The organism is Paenibacillus rubinfantis, assembly GCF_001486505.1.
Classification (GTDB): Bacteria; Bacillota; Bacilli; order Paenibacillales; family Paenibacillaceae; genus Fontibacillus; species Fontibacillus rubinfantis.
The window spans coordinates 634,955-650,450 of record NZ_LN909066.1 but is presented as its reverse complement, the minus strand read 5'-3'; the positions used below and the strand labels follow the sequence as shown (position 1 = coordinate 650,450).

16 protein-coding genes are annotated in these 15,496 nt (G+C 52.9%); 11 read left to right on the top strand and 5 right to left on the bottom strand.

What is annotated here, in order from left to right; all coding sequences use genetic code 11:
- Positions 1-37 precede the first annotated feature (37 nt).
- The 3 genes from pepF to BN3277_RS20495 form a co-directional block, all read right to left on the bottom strand.
- Positions 38-1,828, bottom strand: a complete 1,791-nt coding sequence (gene pepF / locus BN3277_RS20505) for an oligoendopeptidase F (protein WP_059045926.1) — start codon at positions 1,826-1,828, stop codon at positions 38-40.
- 258 nt (positions 1,829-2,086) lie between these two features.
- On the bottom strand, positions 2,087-2,260 hold the full coding sequence (locus tag BN3277_RS25615) for a hypothetical protein (RefSeq protein ID WP_157688743.1): 174 nt from the start codon (positions 2,258-2,260) through the stop codon (positions 2,087-2,089).
- A gap of 42 nt (positions 2,261-2,302) precedes the next feature.
- Positions 2,303-2,536 carry a hypothetical protein gene (locus tag BN3277_RS20495; protein WP_059045925.1) on the bottom strand — a complete coding sequence of 78 codons (234 nt, stop codon included), beginning with the start codon at positions 2,534-2,536 and terminating at the stop codon, positions 2,303-2,305.
- Between the two features lie 236 nt (positions 2,537-2,772).
- Between BN3277_RS20495 and BN3277_RS20490 the strand changes: the two genes are divergently transcribed.
- From BN3277_RS20490 to BN3277_RS20475, 4 genes are all read left to right on the top strand, one after another.
- Complete coding sequence (locus BN3277_RS20490; RefSeq protein WP_009222768.1) at positions 2,773-2,970, top strand: cold shock domain-containing protein; 198 nt, start codon at positions 2,773-2,775, stop codon at positions 2,968-2,970.
- A 204-nt stretch (positions 2,971-3,174) separates the two neighbouring features.
- On the top strand, positions 3,175-4,122 hold the full coding sequence (locus BN3277_RS20485) for a helix-turn-helix transcriptional regulator (RefSeq protein WP_059045923.1): 948 nt from the start codon (positions 3,175-3,177) through the stop codon (positions 4,120-4,122).
- Positions 4,123-4,195: 73 nt separating this feature from the next.
- Entirely contained in the window at positions 4,196-4,618 is a 423-nt protein-coding gene (locus BN3277_RS20480) for a VOC family protein (RefSeq protein WP_059045921.1), read from the top strand.
- A gap of 21 nt (positions 4,619-4,639) precedes the next feature.
- Complete coding sequence (locus tag BN3277_RS20475) at positions 4,640-5,527, top strand: prenyltransferase/squalene oxidase repeat-containing protein (protein ID WP_059045919.1); 888 nt, start codon at positions 4,640-4,642, stop codon at positions 5,525-5,527.
- Positions 5,528-5,593: 66 nt separating this feature from the next.
- Here BN3277_RS20475 and BN3277_RS20470 read toward each other — a convergent pair whose 3' ends face one another.
- Positions 5,594-6,241: a nitroreductase family protein gene (locus BN3277_RS20470; RefSeq protein ID WP_059045917.1), complete on the bottom strand. Its 648-nt coding sequence runs from the start codon at positions 6,239-6,241 to the stop codon at positions 5,594-5,596.
- Between the two features lie 134 nt (positions 6,242-6,375).
- Complete coding sequence (locus tag BN3277_RS20465; RefSeq protein ID WP_059045915.1) at positions 6,376-7,569, bottom strand: MFS transporter; 1,194 nt, start codon at positions 7,567-7,569, stop codon at positions 6,376-6,378.
- A 160-nt stretch (positions 7,570-7,729) separates the two neighbouring features.
- On the opposite strand from BN3277_RS20465, the gene BN3277_RS20460 reads away from it, so the two are divergent.
- From BN3277_RS20460 to BN3277_RS20430, 7 genes are all read left to right on the top strand, one after another.
- Complete coding sequence (locus BN3277_RS20460; protein ID WP_059045913.1) at positions 7,730-8,047, top strand: hypothetical protein; 318 nt, start codon at positions 7,730-7,732, stop codon at positions 8,045-8,047.
- Positions 8,048-8,138: 91 nt separating this feature from the next.
- A complete protein-coding gene (locus tag BN3277_RS20455) occupies positions 8,139-9,218 on the top strand; it encodes a tetraprenyl-beta-curcumene synthase family protein (protein WP_059045911.1) in 1,080 nt (359 codons plus the stop codon).
- A gap of 48 nt (positions 9,219-9,266) precedes the next feature.
- Positions 9,267-10,238, top strand: a complete 972-nt coding sequence (gene pfkA, locus BN3277_RS20450; RefSeq protein WP_059045910.1) for a 6-phosphofructokinase — start codon at positions 9,267-9,269, stop codon at positions 10,236-10,238.
- Positions 10,239-10,634: 396 nt separating this feature from the next.
- The gene (locus BN3277_RS20445; protein WP_059041470.1) at positions 10,635-12,038 is read left to right on the top strand and encodes a transposase; all 1,404 of its coding nucleotides are present in this window, start codon (positions 10,635-10,637) and stop codon (positions 12,036-12,038) included.
- Between the two features lie 360 nt (positions 12,039-12,398).
- Entirely contained in the window at positions 12,399-13,208 is an 810-nt protein-coding gene (locus BN3277_RS20440; RefSeq protein WP_082691543.1) for an ABC transporter ATP-binding protein, read from the top strand.
- Between the two features lie 81 nt (positions 13,209-13,289).
- On the top strand, positions 13,290-14,054 hold the full coding sequence (locus tag BN3277_RS20435) for an ABC transporter permease (protein ID WP_232436518.1): 765 nt from the start codon (positions 13,290-13,292) through the stop codon (positions 14,052-14,054).
- Between the two features lie 92 nt (positions 14,055-14,146).
- Complete coding sequence (locus BN3277_RS20430) at positions 14,147-15,496, top strand: LLM class flavin-dependent oxidoreductase (protein WP_059045906.1); 1,350 nt, start codon at positions 14,147-14,149, stop codon at positions 15,494-15,496.

Genomic DNA, 15,496 nt, shown 5'->3' with positions numbered 1-15,496 from the left:
GGCAAGGGATTTTGTGGTAGCCATCGGCCAATGTACGTTAGTTCGTCAATTGTTCCATTTGCGCGATGACGTTCTCGAACACGCTCATCGCTTCGCGAATCGGCTCCGGAGAGGACATGTCAACGCCGGCTTTTTTCAGGATATTAATCGAATAGTCGCTGCCACCGCTCTTCAAGAAGCCGAGGTAACGGTCGACCGCCGGTTGGCCTTCCTCGAGAATTTGCTTCGAGAAGCTCGTCGCCGCGGAGAAGCCCGTTGCGTATTTGTAGACGTAAAAGCTCGTGTAAAAATGAGGAATCCGCGCCCATTCCATCTCGATGTCTTGGTCCACGACCATGTCTTTGCCGTGGTATTTCACGTTCAGATCGTAGTAAATCTCCGACAGCTCCTGCGGTGTCAACGACTCCCCGGCTTCGGCGCGCTCGTGAATGAGCTTCTCGAATTCGGCGAACATCGTTTGCCGGAATAACGTCGTCCGGAACTGATCGGCATAGTAGGTGAGCAGGTACAGCTTTTGCTTCGGATCGGTGGATTTCTTGAGCAGATAATCCATCAGCAGCGCTTCGTTGGTCGTCGAGGCGACTTCCGCCAGGAAGATCGTGTACTGCGCATCCCGATATTTCAAGGCTTCATCCGAAAAATAGGAATGCAGCGCGTGGCCCATCTCATGCGCCAACGTAAACATGCTGTTCAGATTATCCTTGTGGTTGAGCAGCACATAAGGATGGGTGCCGTAGGCGCCCCAGCTGTAAGCGCCGGTACGTTTGCCTTCGTTCTCGTAGACGTCGATCCAACGGTTGTCGAAGCCTTCGCGCAGCACCTTCAGGTAATCCTCGCCGAGCGGCTGCAGCCCTTCCTCGACCATTTTCTTCGCATCGTCATAGGAGATATCCCACTTGTACTCCTCGACCAGTGGGGCGAACAGATCGTACATATGCAGCTCGTCAACGCCCAGCAGCTTCTTGCGCAGCTTCATATAACGTTGCAGGAGCGGCAGGCTCTCATGCACGGCATCAATCAGGTTCGTATACACTTCCTTCGGAATGTTGTCGCCATAAAGAGACATTTCCAGCACGGATGGGTATTTGCGGACCCGCGAATAAAACATGTTTTTGTTCACATTGGAGCTTAATGTAGCTGCGATCGTATTCTTTTGCTTGCGATAGGTTTCATAAACGGCTTTGAACGCCCGCTCGCGTACTTCGCGGTTTGGGTTCTCCAGGAATTGAATGTAGCTGCCGTGAGTCAAATCGACTTCGTTCCCGTTTTCGTCCTTGATTTTCGGGAATTTCATATCGGCGTTGTTGATCATCCCGAAAATTTGCTGCGGCGCTTGCGACAAATTGCCAACCTGAGCGAGCAGCGCTTCTTCCGTTTTACTCAGCACATGCGCTTTCTCGCGTTTAATCTCCTGCAAGGTGAATTTGTAATCCGCAAGCGTTGGATCGTTAATGAGCTTGTCGAGCTCCTGCTCGGGCAAAGCCAGAATTTCCGGGGTAATAAAAGACAAGGCCTCGCTGACTTCCACGCTTAATTTTTTCGCTTTTTGCACCAGGGCCTGATATGTAGGGTTGGTTGTATCCTCATCATGATTAAGATGGGCGTAAACGTAAAGCCGCTCGATTTGTAAAGACAACTCGTCTTCCAGCTCGAAAACGGATTTGATGCTCTCCGCATGGGTGAGCTTGCCTTCGAATTCAGCCGCTTTATCCTTCAGCGCCTTAAGTTCGTTGTACGATTTGTCCCAAGCCGCTTGGTTGGCGAACAAATCCTGCAGTTTCCATGTATTCTCCTGCGGTACTTCGGAACGTTTCAATACAGTGCTCATCGGAATCCTCCTTTGGGTTGGGTAAGATGATAATTCAGGCCGGCCCATCGCCGCGCTGCCCGGAAATGCGGCAGCCAGCAGACAGCCGGTCAACAGCAGGGGAATCGCACGGGGGATACGCTTGCGTATAGGTCGCATACCGGAAAGAACCTCCCATCATTGTTTAGGGAGCCCTAATCCCCGGCGGGAGCCAAGGATCCGGCTGGGGATTTCGGGCATTTTCCTAGTATGGCCGCCTGCTGTGGGAAATATAGGGGATCAAGCAAGGAAGCTGTAAATCATCAGCCCAAACGCCACCACGATCATCACGACGGAGACGAGAGCCAGGCCGCGCCTAAGGCGTGGCTGCAGCCGGTCCTTGTTCAGGATGACCACAAGGCCAAGCGCAAATGCGCAAATAATGAAGATCAGAAGGTTGGAACTATCCATCATAAGTATTGCTCCGTTTCATACAAGAATGGCCCAGACAGCGGCTTAAACCTGTTTAAAGGCGTTCATGATCTCATCCCATTCCGCCTCGTTACCGGCATATTCCTCTTTCGGGAACCGGCGTTTCACCCAATCCATCAAGGCAGGGCGGCTGAGGAACGTATGCGACTCCTCGCCCCATTGGTCGGAAATTTCACGGAGAACGATGTATTTTCCTTGAACCTCTACCGTCATCATATTCCATTTGTCTTTTTTGTATATTTCGTGTTTTTTGATCATCTGACGTTCTCCAATCTTTGGCTTCGGCTCGCAGGTATGAAACCCGCGGAGAAATGGTAATATTTTATGTAAAATGATAACTCACGCCCCCGAGGAAAGCAAATGAAACCGTACGTTCTGACGCGGGTTTCAGCTCCAAAAGGATTGGGCGAACTGACACGTTGCATTGTCGGTGGGCATAGAGTATAATATGGGTATTCGTCAAAGATGACGATTATTTTTAGGAGGTTGTTCATTTGAAAGGTACAGTTAAATGGTTTAACGCAGAAAAAGGCTATGGCTTCATCCAAGTTGAAGGTGGCGAAGACGTATTCGTACACTTCTCCGCGATTCAAGGCGAAGGTTTCAAAACTCTAGAAGAAGGCCAAGCCGTTGAGTTCGAAATCACTGACGGTAACCGTGGTCCTCAAGCTGCTAACGTAATCAAATTATAAGATCACTTCCGTTTAACGGATCACTTATAAAGTTTGGTTCCAAGCGCGATAATGAAAGGCACAGCTCTTTATAGGGCTGTGTTTTTTTGTATACCTATCGGGAAGTGAACCGTAACTCGAGTGCGGATGAGGAAATCAAATGGTGACATTCAGTTGTCACCAATGCTTTGTTATAGTGAGCTTAACGGGAGGGGAACCGTAGCGATGAAGCGAATGGACCGGATGATGGCGATTGTCATGGCCTTGCAGCAGCGCCCAGAGACCGCGCAATCCTTGGCGGACAAGCTGGAGGTGTCCAAGCGGACGGTGCTACGCGACATGCAGGCTTTGGGGGAAATCGGCATTCCATTGGTTGCGCTTCCAGGTCCGGGCGGCGGCTACCGCCTCATGGACGGCTTCCGGCTGCCGCCGCTGCAGCTCGACGCCGGCGAGGCACTGACCGTCCTGCTGGCTTTGGACGACATGGGCAAATACGCCGACGGTCCCTTCCGCAAGGCGAAATGGACCGTCACCGACAAGATCCGTTCCGCTTTGCCCGAGCAGATGCTGGGGCAAATTGCTCCATTGCTCCGGCACGTGGAGATGGAGGTGCCGGAGCGCGGAATCCAGGCGCCGTTCCTCAGCGCCTTGATGGCTTATGCCGCCGGCGGGAAATGGATCCGAGCGGAGTACCGCTCGCTGAATTATCGCCGGCAGCTGACGTTGAAGCCGCTGCGCGTGTACGCCGCGCACGGCTTCTGGTATTGCGAAGCCGAGTCGCTGGAGCACGGGGAGAAGCGAACGTTCCGCGTCGATCGCTTTGTCGAGGCGGCCGAGACCTCTCCCCCACCGGATGTGGATGCCGAAAGGGGAGAGGTCGACCAAGGGAGCCCTCACTCGGAGGCAGCGGTGAGGGAGGATTTCCGGCTGCGCGTGAAACTCACGTATCGCGGTTCGCTGTTGGCCGAGCAGGATCCGCATTTCGGCCAGGAGGTGCAACAGGTGGAGGAAGCGGAATGGCGGCTCGACTGTACCTTGCCGGGCACAGAGTGGAATTGGGCGGTCTCCTACTTCTTTAGTCTTGGTCGGGATGCGGAAGTCCTCGAGCCCCAAGCGTTGCGTGAGGAGCTGCATCAGCGGGCCGCGGAGCTGGCTGAACTGTATCGGACTTAGAAGCCGCCGGTTATTGCGTAACGCCGGTCTAAACCCGAGACGTGTGAATACGAAAAGAACGGAGGGTGTAGGAATGAAACCTAGAATGACGGTGTTGACGTTAGGTGTAGCGGATTTGGAAAGAGCGGTCCGGTTTTATCGAGATGGACTAGGCTGGGCGACGGAGGGGATCGTTGGCCAAGAGTTTGAGCATGGAGCGGTCGCCTTTTTCGATTTGCAATCGGGACTGAAGCTGGCGCTTTGGAAGCGGGCGGACATCGCTCATGACACCGGGTTAACGCTCCATGCGCCAAGTCCAACGGAGTTTACGCTAGGTCATAATGTGGCGAGCCAAGCGGAAGTCGACGAGGTCATGGAGCAAGCCCATACGGCGGGAGCCACGATCGTCGTTCCGCCCCACGAGACGTTTTGGGGCGGGTACTCGGGGTATTTTCAAGATCCCGATGGGCATTTATGGGAGATTGTATTTAATCCTGCGTGGGTATTCGAAGCCTAAAGAAGAAGGGACGAGGGTTAGATGAGAGAACGGGACGCGTTGGAACGGGCCGGTTCGTTTATTTATTCGCATGCCCGTCTGTTGGACCGCAAGCGGTTTGCTTACCATTTTGAAGGAGGGGCCGCGGAGGAGGTGCTTCGGGCGCTTCGACCGTACCAGAACGAGGATGGCGGTTTTGGCCATGCGCTGGAGCCGGATATGCGCGGCCCGCACAGTCAGCCGGTGGCTACTGAAACCGCACTGCTGGTGATTCGCGACGTCGGAGGATTTGGATCGGATCTGCTGGACGGGGGAATCCGTTATTTGCGAAGTTTGACGCTGCCGGGCGGCGGTTTGCCGCGGGCCACAACGGAAGTAAACCGATATCCGCATGCGCCGTGGTGGACAACCGAGCAGGACGGAGTCCCCTCGATCAACCCGACCGGAAGCATCATCGGCATGCTGCTGGAGCAACAGGAACGCACTGACTTTTTACTTGAGGATTGGTTCCAAAAGAACGTCTCCTTCCTGTGGGAAAACGTGGAGCAAGGCCTTCCCGGAGATTATCATGACGCCGTTCAGTGGATCTCCTTCCTGCAGCATGTGCCGGATCGGGATCGGGCGGGGAAGGCTTTATCCAGGTTGGATGCATGGTTAACGGGACCTAACGGGATCGAGACCAACCCGTTGGCGGAGGGGTACGTTCACAAAGTGCTGGATTATGCACCAACGCCGGAAAGTTATGCGGCAAAGCTCGTGTCGGAGCAAGATGTCGAGAAGCATTTGGATTGGTTGCTGAGCACCCAACAGGAGGATGGCGGCTGGGCGCTTACGTTTCCGGCGGTCAGCCCGGCCGGCGAGCAGGAATGGCGCGGTTGGCTGACCGTAGAGAATTTGAAGACGCTCAAGGCTTACGGCCGCTTGTCCTAAGGCTAGATCAGAAAGAGGCTTATTTCCAGCATGTTGCTGAAAATAAGCCTCTCTTTTTGCGTGGTATTAATCAACGATCCGCAGGATCTCGGCAACTTCCTTCCGGGGAACTGCCTTTGGCGAAATCGCCGGATGGCCCAGCGCGATCACCATGTTCACTCCGCGGTCTTCCGGGATGTCGAGATACTCGCGCAGTTTGTCTTCGGCCAGCAGCACCGGTCCGGTCATCGGACAAGTGGCGAGTCCTTTGGCATGTGCAGCGAGCATCAGGTTTTGCGCGGCCAGACAGCTGCTTTTCAGTCCTTCTTCTTCCCAGACCTCGGGAGCCACGAAAGCGATGGGATCAAAGATCTTCTCGCGGAATTTGGACGTATACGGGGTGGACAAACACACGATTAATGCCGGCGCACCGGAGAAGGCGGTCGCGTAAGGGCCAAACGACTTCACGAGCAGCTTGGCTTCCCGCTCCAGCCCTTGCTCCGCGGCGCGCGCTGCCGTTTCATGCAGGCGGTCCCAGGTGAAGTTTTCGATCTGTTTGATTTTGTCGGCGTTCACGACAACGATGAACTCCCAGGTTTGCGAATTCGTATCGCTGGGCGCGTAACGGGCGCAGTCGATAAGCTCCTCGATATCGGAGAGGCTGACGGGTTCTTCGGTAAATTCCCGGATACTGCGACGGGTTTTAAGTATGTCCTGGAACAAAGCGAAATCCATGCGTGTTCACCTGCTTTATCATATTTAATACCAGGTACTATCATCTGATAATAACTATTATATAGGAAGTCCTGTCCTTTGAACAGGGGATCAAAGGAAGAGGCGAAGCGCCGTTATGGCCCTTCGCCTCTTCCTTAGGCTGTATGATCGAATTTCGAGGGGGTGTGCTCTCCCGGCCCCTTCTGAAAATAACGGCTCGCGAACCCAACGAACGCGACCAGCGCCGCGCCCATCGCGGTCAGATAGAACGGATGCCGACCGAGCTGTTCGAACATTACGCCGCCGAAGGTCCCGCTGAGCAGTCCGGCCAAACTGGACCAGACGATGGTGTACAAGGCCATGCCGGTCGCCCGGAATTCGTCGGGAATCAGCCGGGTAAGCATGCGGATGGCTGTGACATAGAAGATGCCAAAGGTTACGCCATGCATCGCCTGAATGGCGAGGATGCCATAAGGCGAATCGGTCAAGCCCATCAGCAGGAACCGGACGGCAAACAGTAGGCTGGCCAGCAGCAGTAGCGGCAGCTCCTTAAATTTTTCCCCATGAAAGCTAAGGTAGATGAACACGGGGATTTCCGACAGCGACGAGGCGAGCATCGCCCAGCCGATGATATTTTCGCCCGCACCAAGCTCCTTCAAGCTAATCGAGATAAACGCCTCGTTCATCCGCATGCCGATCGCCAAGCAGAAGACGCAGCCAAAGAACCACAGCAGCTCTTTTTGCCGCAGGATGGCCCAGATGCCCGACAGATCCATTTTCGCCACGGATGTGGGTTGGTCTTTCACAAACAGGATGAACCCCAGCGCGAGGCCGGCGATGGCGATCGACACCCACATCGTATTCGAGGAGCCGATCCGAGCCAGTACGTAACCGATCAGCAGAGCAAAGAAGGCGTACCCAAACGATCCGAATAAGCGGATGGAGATGAAATGGATGCCGTGCTGTTTGGCCGTCGAAATCACGATCGTGTCGGATAGCGGAAAGACCGGATAGAAGAAAAAGTAAAATATCGTGATCACCGCCATGATAATGGAAAACGTCGTAGAGGCGGATAGGATAAACGTCAACGCAATTTGACCGACCAACAGGATCAACAGAATCTTCTTGATCGTTTGGTAGCGGTCGCTGGCTAGACTCCAGAGCAAATTGGATGCGATGGAGATCATCGGTCCCAGCGCGTACAGCAAGCCGATCTGGCTGGTCGAAAATCCAAGCTGAGCGTAAAATAGCGGGAAATAGGAGGAAACAAGGACACTTGTTCCGTATATTGTAAAGGTAAAGGCGCGCAGCCATCCGATATCCGAGTTGGCCGTGATTTTCCGGTTCATGGGGTTTACATACTCCGTTTCTGCAATCAGATCATTGTGCGGTATTTCGGTATTGGTTGATATGCTTGCAAGTATACCAGAAATCACGAGGTTCGGCGGCAATAAAATTTACGTTTCGTTTACTTAAATCTTATATAATGAATGTAAAGGAGGCATCGCCATGAATGATTGTTTTGTTTACGATGAACGTCTGGGCATCCCCGTGCCGGTGCTGGAGCGTCCTTTTGACGAGTACGAGCTGGAGGAACGGCTGGCGATGATCACCTATTGGGAGGAGATTCGCGGGCGGATTCCGAGTAAGGTGATGGTGCTGGAACGTTCGATCGAGCATAAGCTGGGGGAAATGAACAATGAGGCCGATTTCGAGCGAAGCTGCCGGCTTAACGGCGAGATCGCCGAGCTAGCCAGCCGGATCAACGACCTGCATATCTGGTACCGCACAACCCAGGAGGAGCCCTCGGTCAAAAGGCATTTGTGATTTTGTTTATTTGTGCTAAAAGTTGGATCATATTATAATATAGAATGGTTTTCAGATAGGCCGTATTTAACATCGCAGTGGAGGCAGGCCATTGATTGAACTAGAGCAAAGCCGAAACCAATTCCCGAAGGAGCCGATCCGGCTGATGAGCCGGGTTTATAAGTTTATTTTGCCGGATGTCCGTCAGGAGTTGGACCGTTGGAAGAAGGATGCCGAAGCGATCCCTGACCCTGAGCTAAGGCGGCAGGCGTTGGCCAGCATCGCCACGAAAGAGTTCCATTGCCAGGGAGGCGCGGTTTATGCAGCCGCTAACTTGCCGATGCGCCATGTATTAATCCCTCTTATCGTTGCGTTTCAAACTATCAGCGATTATTTGGATAATTTATGTGACCGGAGCACGTCCAAGGATCCCGCGGATTTCCGGCTTCTGCATCAGAGCATGCTGGATGCGGTGAATCCGGAAGCGTCGATGCAGAACTATTATGCCCTTCGCGAGGAGCAGGACGACGGCGGTTATCTGCACCGGCTGGTCGGCACTTGCCGGGCGCATATCGCCGAGCTTCGCGGATATCCGGCGGCGATGCCGTTCATCGTTGATCTCGTAGGACTTTATACCGACTTGCAGGTGTACAAGCACATCGATCCGAAGGAGCGCGAAGCCAAGCTGCTTAGCTGGTGGGCAAACCACGAATACCGTGCGCCGCATTTGCATTGGAACGAGTTCGCGGCGGCGACGGGTTCAACCCTGGGCGTCTTTATGCTGTTTTTGGCGGCAAGTCACGACGAGTTGGACGAAAAAAGCGCCAAAACGATCCACGACGCTTATTTTCCGCATGTCTGCGGTCTACATATCATGCTGGACTATTTGATCGATCAAGCGGAGGATGAGCTTGGCGGGGATTTGAACTTTTGCAGTTACTATGATAGCAAGGAAACGATGTTGGGCCGTATCACGTTGATCGTCGAGGGAGCGCGGCAGGATATCCGTATGTTGCCCGCTTCTTCGTTTCATAGGATGATCATTGAAGGCTTGCTGGCCCTATATTTATCTGACCCCAAGGTCAGCCAGCAGGACGAAATCCGCGAGGTATCCAGACGGTTGATGCGCCGGAGCCCGCTGATGCGGTTGTTCTTCTTCGCTAACAGCCTGTGGATTCGCAAGCATCTTTAACAATTTGGGAAGTACTACTTACTTACAACCGATTTAGGAGGAATTATCATGTCAGCAGTTAAAAAAATCGCAGTGCTTACCAGCGGAGGAGACTCTCAGGGCATGAACGCGGCCGTACGCGCCGTTGTACGGAGCGGGTTGTTTTACGGCCTGGAAGTGTACGGCATTCAACGCGGCTATCATGGGCTGCTCAATAATGACATTTTCCAAATGGACATTCGCAGTGTCGGCGATATCATTCAGCGCGGGGGGACGATTCTTCAGTCCGCACGTTGCCTGGAGTTTAAGACGCCGGAAGGCCAACAGCAGGGCGCGGATATTTTGCGTGAGCACGGCATCGACGGCCTGGTAGTTATCGGCGGCGACGGTTCCTACCAAGGGGCAGAGAAGCTGAGCAAACTGGGCATCAAAACGATGGGGCTGCCAGGCACGATCGACAATGACATTTCGTTTACGGACTATACAATTGGGTTTGATACGGCGGTTAGCATTGTTGTAGACGCGGTGAACAAACTGCGCGATACGATGTCTTCCCATGAGCGGGCTTCTGTGGTTGAGGTTATGGGCCGTCATTGCGGCGATATCGCGCTGCATGCCGGTTTGGCTGCAGGTGCCGAAACGATCCTCGTTCCGGAGGTGCCGTTTGACCTGAACGAAGTGGCGGATCGCATGAAGCAAAACTTCGAAAAAGGCAAACGCCACAGCATCGTGATCGTGGCTGAAGGCGTGGGCAGCGGCGAGGACGTAGTGCAAGCGATCAAGCAGCGCCAACCTTCCGTAGAGCCGCGTGCGACCGTGCTGGGCCATATCCAACGCGGCGGATCGCCAACGCCGTTCGACCGTAACCTGGCCAGCCGCCTCGGCGACTTTGCCGTGCGCAGCCTGATCGCCGGCGAATCGAACAAAGCCTGCGGCATGATCGGCGGCGAAATGGTGCTGACCGACATCGAGAAGGTCGTCGCCACGAAGAAGCCGTTTAACATGGAACTTTACGAGCTGGCTTCGCGGTTGTCGCAGTAATCATATTGATTTGTATCGCCAAACAAGCCGAGCAGGGAGGTATTCCAGCTCGGCTTTTTGTTTTGATTAGGCCGATCATCTCGTACAAGGGGTGGAAATGTTGCATTTTATACAACATTATCCGCTTGTCCTAAGCCGGTTGGCAGAAAATGTTGTAGAAGTTGCAACATTTTAGCGGCTGGAAGCCAATTGTAGCTGAAATTGTTGTACTAAAGAGTCAATTTCATAATTCAAAGCCGTTGATCTAGCTGGATATTTTGGTCATAGAAAAGGGAGTACCTCCCCAAATCTCGAATTAACAGGTAACCAAACCAAACCCGAGAGAAAAAAAAGGAGGTAACCCCTATCTATTCAATTCGCCAAATAGAACTGTTTTCCTTCGAGGAATTGTTACAAATGCAACCTGAAGATAGATATAGCCAGATCTTCGAGCATTTGAACCTCGCTCCGGTTATGCAATCGCTAAGTAAAAAACACGGCCGTGGGCGACCGGAGGAATTGAACGTGCCGGCCATGATCTATTCGCTGCTCATCGCAAAAATGGAAGGTATAGAATTTGTGTCCGCCCTGGTTAAGCGGCTCAAGTCCAGCGAAGAATTTCGAATCCAGTGTCGGTTTACCGGTTCCAATCGCATACCGAGCGAAGCTTCCTATTCGAGACTGATCCATGCGCTGCAACAAAATGGACTTCTTGAGAAGTTACAGGACCGTCTAGTACTGTCCGCCTTAGAAGAAGGATTCGTATCTGGTACGCATATCGCCGTCGACTCCTCGATCGTCGAAGCTTGGGACTGCCAATTCAGCGAGTCCGCATCCAAGCGACGGGCCGCTCGACGTTCCAAAAAACAAAGTAAGACACCGGAGTTAGAACAACTCAAATTGGATGTCACCGAGTCGCAACCCCCACCCGTGAGCGAACGGCCTAGGAAACCGACCTACCCGCGCGGGCGCGCCTCTGCTGAAGAAACAGAGCGTCGGCGTAAGGAACGGGAGGCTTACGAAGCGAGCCTAGGGCCGTTTGAGAAGAAAGTGGAGGACATGCTGTCCTCCACATACGATGAACTGCTCGCTGCATTGCCTAGGCAGGCCGCACGCTGTGACAAAAAGAACTCTAAAGGCAGGCTCACCAGCTGGTATGGTTTCAAGGCGAATATATTAGTGGATACCGACAGCCAATACATTCTCAGCGGTGTGTTCAGCTCGGCGAACCCAAACGACCAACGAATGGCGATTTTGCTGCTTAAGGGCCTGCCGCTGAAGTTCCCTATGCTTAAAGTGAAGCACGTCTTAGGAGACAAAGGCTACGACAGCAAGGCGGTCTACCAGTTAATTCACTCGCTAGGCGCCTACCCGGTCATTGATATAATCCACCATACGGAACCTCCCGAGGGAATGAACCGGGATTACAGTCCCGTTTGCAAGGAGGGGCATGCCTACCGCTATGACAGTTTTGACACCAAATACGAGACACTTCGATATACTCGGCCAAACGAGTGCAAGGATTGCCCATTTGCCGAGTCCAGCTGCCAGAAGGTCTTTAAGATCCGCATTGAAACGGATCTGCGCAAGCACACCTATCCGGCAAGAGGAAGCGAGAGCTTTGTGAAGCTGTACAAGAAACGAACTGCTGTGGAGCGCGTATTTGCCTACCTCAAGGAGTATTTCGGAATGAGACGCACACGTCACCGCGGTGTTCGAGCGAGCGTCGACTTTCAGTTAAGCACGTTGGCTTATAATCTCAGTAAGTTTGCCTTAGACAAGTTGAACAAGCAGTTGAGTCAGCACCGGCAAGTCGCCTGATTTTTATAAAAAACGATCTCGAATTTTGGGCAAGCATGCCCTCCAGCAAACTGAATTATGAAATTGACTCCTAAATACAACATTTTTCGCAATCTCAAGGTTTTCACACTGAAAATAGTGTAGCAAATACAACATTTTCGATCTAGACTCAGGTTCAAGACCAAGATCAGGCCCCAGCATGAATAGGAAATGGGGAGGGTTGACAACACATTTCAAAATGGTAATATATTCACATCAAAATAGTTGGAATTTTAAATATCGCTGACCGGGTCACCGGAGGCTCAGCAGACAGACGTGAATCGTCTTGTCTCCTGGGCTTTTTTTGTTGGATGACCCCGTGACGATGGGAGGAAGATGGGGATGGCGGATAAGGAAAAAATCAGGTTCGAAAGCGTCACGAAGACCTTTACGGTACGCGACCTGAAAAAAAACGGTGCGGCTCAATTATTTACAGCCGTCAAGGATTTGAATTTCGCCGTGCGGGAAGGCGAATTCCTGACACTGGTTGGACCAAGCGGCTGCGGAAAGTCCACGCTGCTGGATATGATCAGCGGATTGTCCGCCCCAACACGCGGGAGGATCTTGATGGATGGGGAAGAAATCAAGGGTCCCGGTCTGGATCGGGGGATCGTTTTTCAACAATATGCCTTATTTCCTTGGAAAACGGCGCGGGGCAATATTGAGTTCGGCTTAGAGGCGAAAGGGATCCCGAAACGGGAACGAAGGGAGCAAGCCAATCATTTTCTGTCGCTTGTCGGGCTGGCCACCTTCGCGGACCGGTACCCGCATGAGCTCTCCGGAGGAATGAAGCAACGCGTGGCGATCGCCCGCAGTTTGGCGTTTGATCCGGATGTGTTGCTGATGGATGAACCGTTTGCGGCTCTCGATGCGCAGACCCGCGAGTCATTGCAGAGCGAGCTGTTGCGAATTTGGCAGCAAACGAAAAAAACGATCCTCTTTATCACTCACGGAATTGATGAAGCGGTCTATCTTGGAGAACGCGTCATTGTCCTGACGCCGGGGCCAGGAACAGTGCGGCATATCGTGGATGTTCCTCTCAAGTCGAGGCTGGATGATGAGGATGTTCGCTCTCATCCCGATTTTGTCAAGCTTCGCCATGAAGTATGGAACCTGCTTCACCAACCGGTGTATGAGGGAGCCTATATTTAAACGAAAAAGGAGTGGATCCAAGTGGATACCGTAAAGTCCGTACCCGCACGATGGACAGGAAGAAATGTAAGATTGGCTCTTATATCGAGTCTGCGTAAATTGCTAAGGCAATCCATTGTTTTGATCGGATTCTTTGTGTTCTGGGAAATGGCTCCGCGGTTGGGATTGGTGGATCCGGCATTTTTACCTCCCTTCACCGAGGTGATCGGGTCATTAGGGCAGTTAGTTGGATCTGGAGAGCTGCTTCAGCATTTTTCGGCCAGCATTCTTCGATCTCTAACCGGATTCTCATTGGCGCTTCTTGTAGCGATTCCGCTGGGTTTGATCATCGGCTGGTACCCCGTTGCCCGGGAGCTTCTGAATCCCGTGCTTGAACTCTTCCGGAATACCGCGGCATTGGCGCTGCTCCCGGTGTTTATGCTGCTGCTTGGCATTGGGGAGACCTCCAAAATTGCGATTGTTCTGTTTGCCTGCGCCTGGCCCATTCTCCTGAATACGATTGCGGCTGTCGGTAATGTCGATCCCCTGCTTATTAAATCGGCAAAGTCCATGAAGCTGTCCTCCTTTAAACTATTCCTAAAGGTGATTTTACCTGCGTCCGTACCGACGATTTTCACGGGAATCCGCATGGCGGGGACAGGGGCCATTCTGGTATTGATCGCCGCTGAGATGGTTGGGGCCAAGGAAGGCCTCGGATATTTGATTACGTATTCGCAGTACAACTTCCAAATCCCCAAGATGTACGCGGGTATTCTTGCGATCTCTTTATTAGGACTGCTCATTAATTACGGTCTCGTAAGTTTGGAACGCATGTTATCGAAATGGAATTCACCGATGAATGGATAGCGGATCAGTTTTAGGGTTGGAATCACGTCAATTGACGTTTTTTTAATTGTATAAACATGACTAAACAAATTGGAAAACTAGGAGTGATGAAAATGTCAACAAAGAAGCAGATGAAACTAGGAGCATTCTTTAATTTGCCGGGCCACCACGTCGCCAGCTGGCGGCACCCTCAAACCGATGCCCACCGCACCTTCGACCTCGAGTACTTGCAGGAATTGGCGCGGTTAGCCGAGCGGGGAAAATTCGATATGATCTTCTTCGCGGATGTTCTTGGTCTACGCCCTTCGGGTAACCAGGCAGCCTCGGCACTGAAGCTGGATCCGCTGATCATCCTGGCGTCACTGGTCTCTGTGACGAGCCACATCGGGCTGACGGCCACGCTGACCACAACCTATAACGACCCCTATCAAGTGGCGCGGAAGTTTGCGGCGATCGATCATTTATCGAGAGGGCGCGCTGCTTGGAATGTGGTCACATCGGCCAATGAGAAGGAATCGCTGCTGTTCGGTAAGCCGAAGCATCTCGAGCATGCGCGTCGATACGAACGGGCGGAGGAGTTTGTGGACCTGGTGAAACAGCTTTGGCTGTCGATTGAGCGGGAGGCGGTTATTCTCGACAAGGAGCAGGGCCAAGTGCTGGACATTGAGAGGGTTCATCCGTTGAGTCACGAGGGTGAATGGTTCAAGGTACAGGGGTTGCTGGACGCGCCTTCGACGCCGCAAGGGCATCCTGTCATCGTTCAAGCGGGATCGTCGGAGGCGGGAAAGGAGTTGGCGGCCAAAACTGCAGAGGTCATCTTTACGGCATGGCAAACGCTGGAGGAAACCCAGACGTTCTATCGGGATGTGAAGAGCCGCCTTGCGAAATACGGCCGCAAGCCGGAGGATTTGAAGATTATGCCGGGGGTATTTATCACCGTGGCGAAGACGGAAGCGGAAGCCATCGCCAAGCGGAAGGAGTTAAACAGTTACATTTTGCCGGAGGTAGGTCTGGAATATCTCTCCAACTTTATTGGAACGGACCTCACGGGATATGATGTGGATGCGCCATTGCCGGGATTCACGACATCGGAAGATAAGACGAATCCGCAAATTCGCTCCAATCTGATCCGGGCGCTCGCCGAAAGGGAAGGACTGACCACCATCCGTGAAGTCTATGAGCATATCGCAGGAGCACGGGGACACCGGGAGATCGTAGGGACGCCGGGGCAGATCGTGGACCAACTTGAGGAATGGTTCTTCAATGAAGGGGCGGACGGCTTTAACATCATGCCGCCAACGTTCCCGGAAGGACTTCGCGACATCGTCGAGCTGGTCATTCCGGAATTACAACGACGCGGGTTGTTCCGAACGGAATACGAGAGCCATACCCTACGGGGGAATCTAGGTTTATCGATTCCTTCCTATCCCCAACGTAAGCAAGAGCAATCAGCTAAGCTCTAA

Excerpts from the sequence above, each read along its gene's own strand:
- BN3277_RS20480 (WP_059045921.1), top strand. The coding sequence starts at position 4,196 with ATGAAACCTAGAATGACGGTGTTGACGTTAGGTGTAGCGGATTTGGAA.
- BN3277_RS20495 (WP_059045925.1), bottom strand. The coding sequence starts at position 2,536 with ATGATCAAAAAACACGAAATATACAAAAAAGACAAATGGAATATGATG.
- pfkA (WP_059045910.1), top strand. The coding sequence starts at position 9,267 with ATGTCAGCAGTTAAAAAAATCGCAGTGCTTACCAGCGGAGGAGACTCT.
- BN3277_RS20430 (WP_059045906.1), top strand. The coding sequence starts at position 14,147 with ATGTCAACAAAGAAGCAGATGAAACTAGGAGCATTCTTTAATTTGCCG.
- BN3277_RS20465 (WP_059045915.1), bottom strand. The coding sequence starts at position 7,569 with ATGAACCGGAAAATCACGGCCAACTCGGATATCGGATGGCTGCGCGCC.
- pepF (WP_059045926.1), bottom strand. The coding sequence starts at position 1,828 with ATGAGCACTGTATTGAAACGTTCCGAAGTACCGCAGGAGAATACATGG.
- BN3277_RS20475 (WP_059045919.1), top strand. The coding sequence starts at position 4,640 with ATGAGAGAACGGGACGCGTTGGAACGGGCCGGTTCGTTTATTTATTCG.
- BN3277_RS20440 (WP_082691543.1), top strand. The coding sequence starts at position 12,399 with ATGGCGGATAAGGAAAAAATCAGGTTCGAAAGCGTCACGAAGACCTTT.
- BN3277_RS20460 (WP_059045913.1), top strand. The coding sequence starts at position 7,730 with ATGAATGATTGTTTTGTTTACGATGAACGTCTGGGCATCCCCGTGCCG.
- BN3277_RS20470 (WP_059045917.1), bottom strand. The coding sequence starts at position 6,241 with ATGGATTTCGCTTTGTTCCAGGACATACTTAAAACCCGTCGCAGTATC.
- BN3277_RS25615 (WP_157688743.1), bottom strand. The coding sequence starts at position 2,260 with ATGATGGATAGTTCCAACCTTCTGATCTTCATTATTTGCGCATTTGCG.
- BN3277_RS20485 (WP_059045923.1), top strand. The coding sequence starts at position 3,175 with ATGAAGCGAATGGACCGGATGATGGCGATTGTCATGGCCTTGCAGCAG.
- BN3277_RS20445 (WP_059041470.1), top strand. The coding sequence starts at position 10,635 with ATGCAACCTGAAGATAGATATAGCCAGATCTTCGAGCATTTGAACCTC.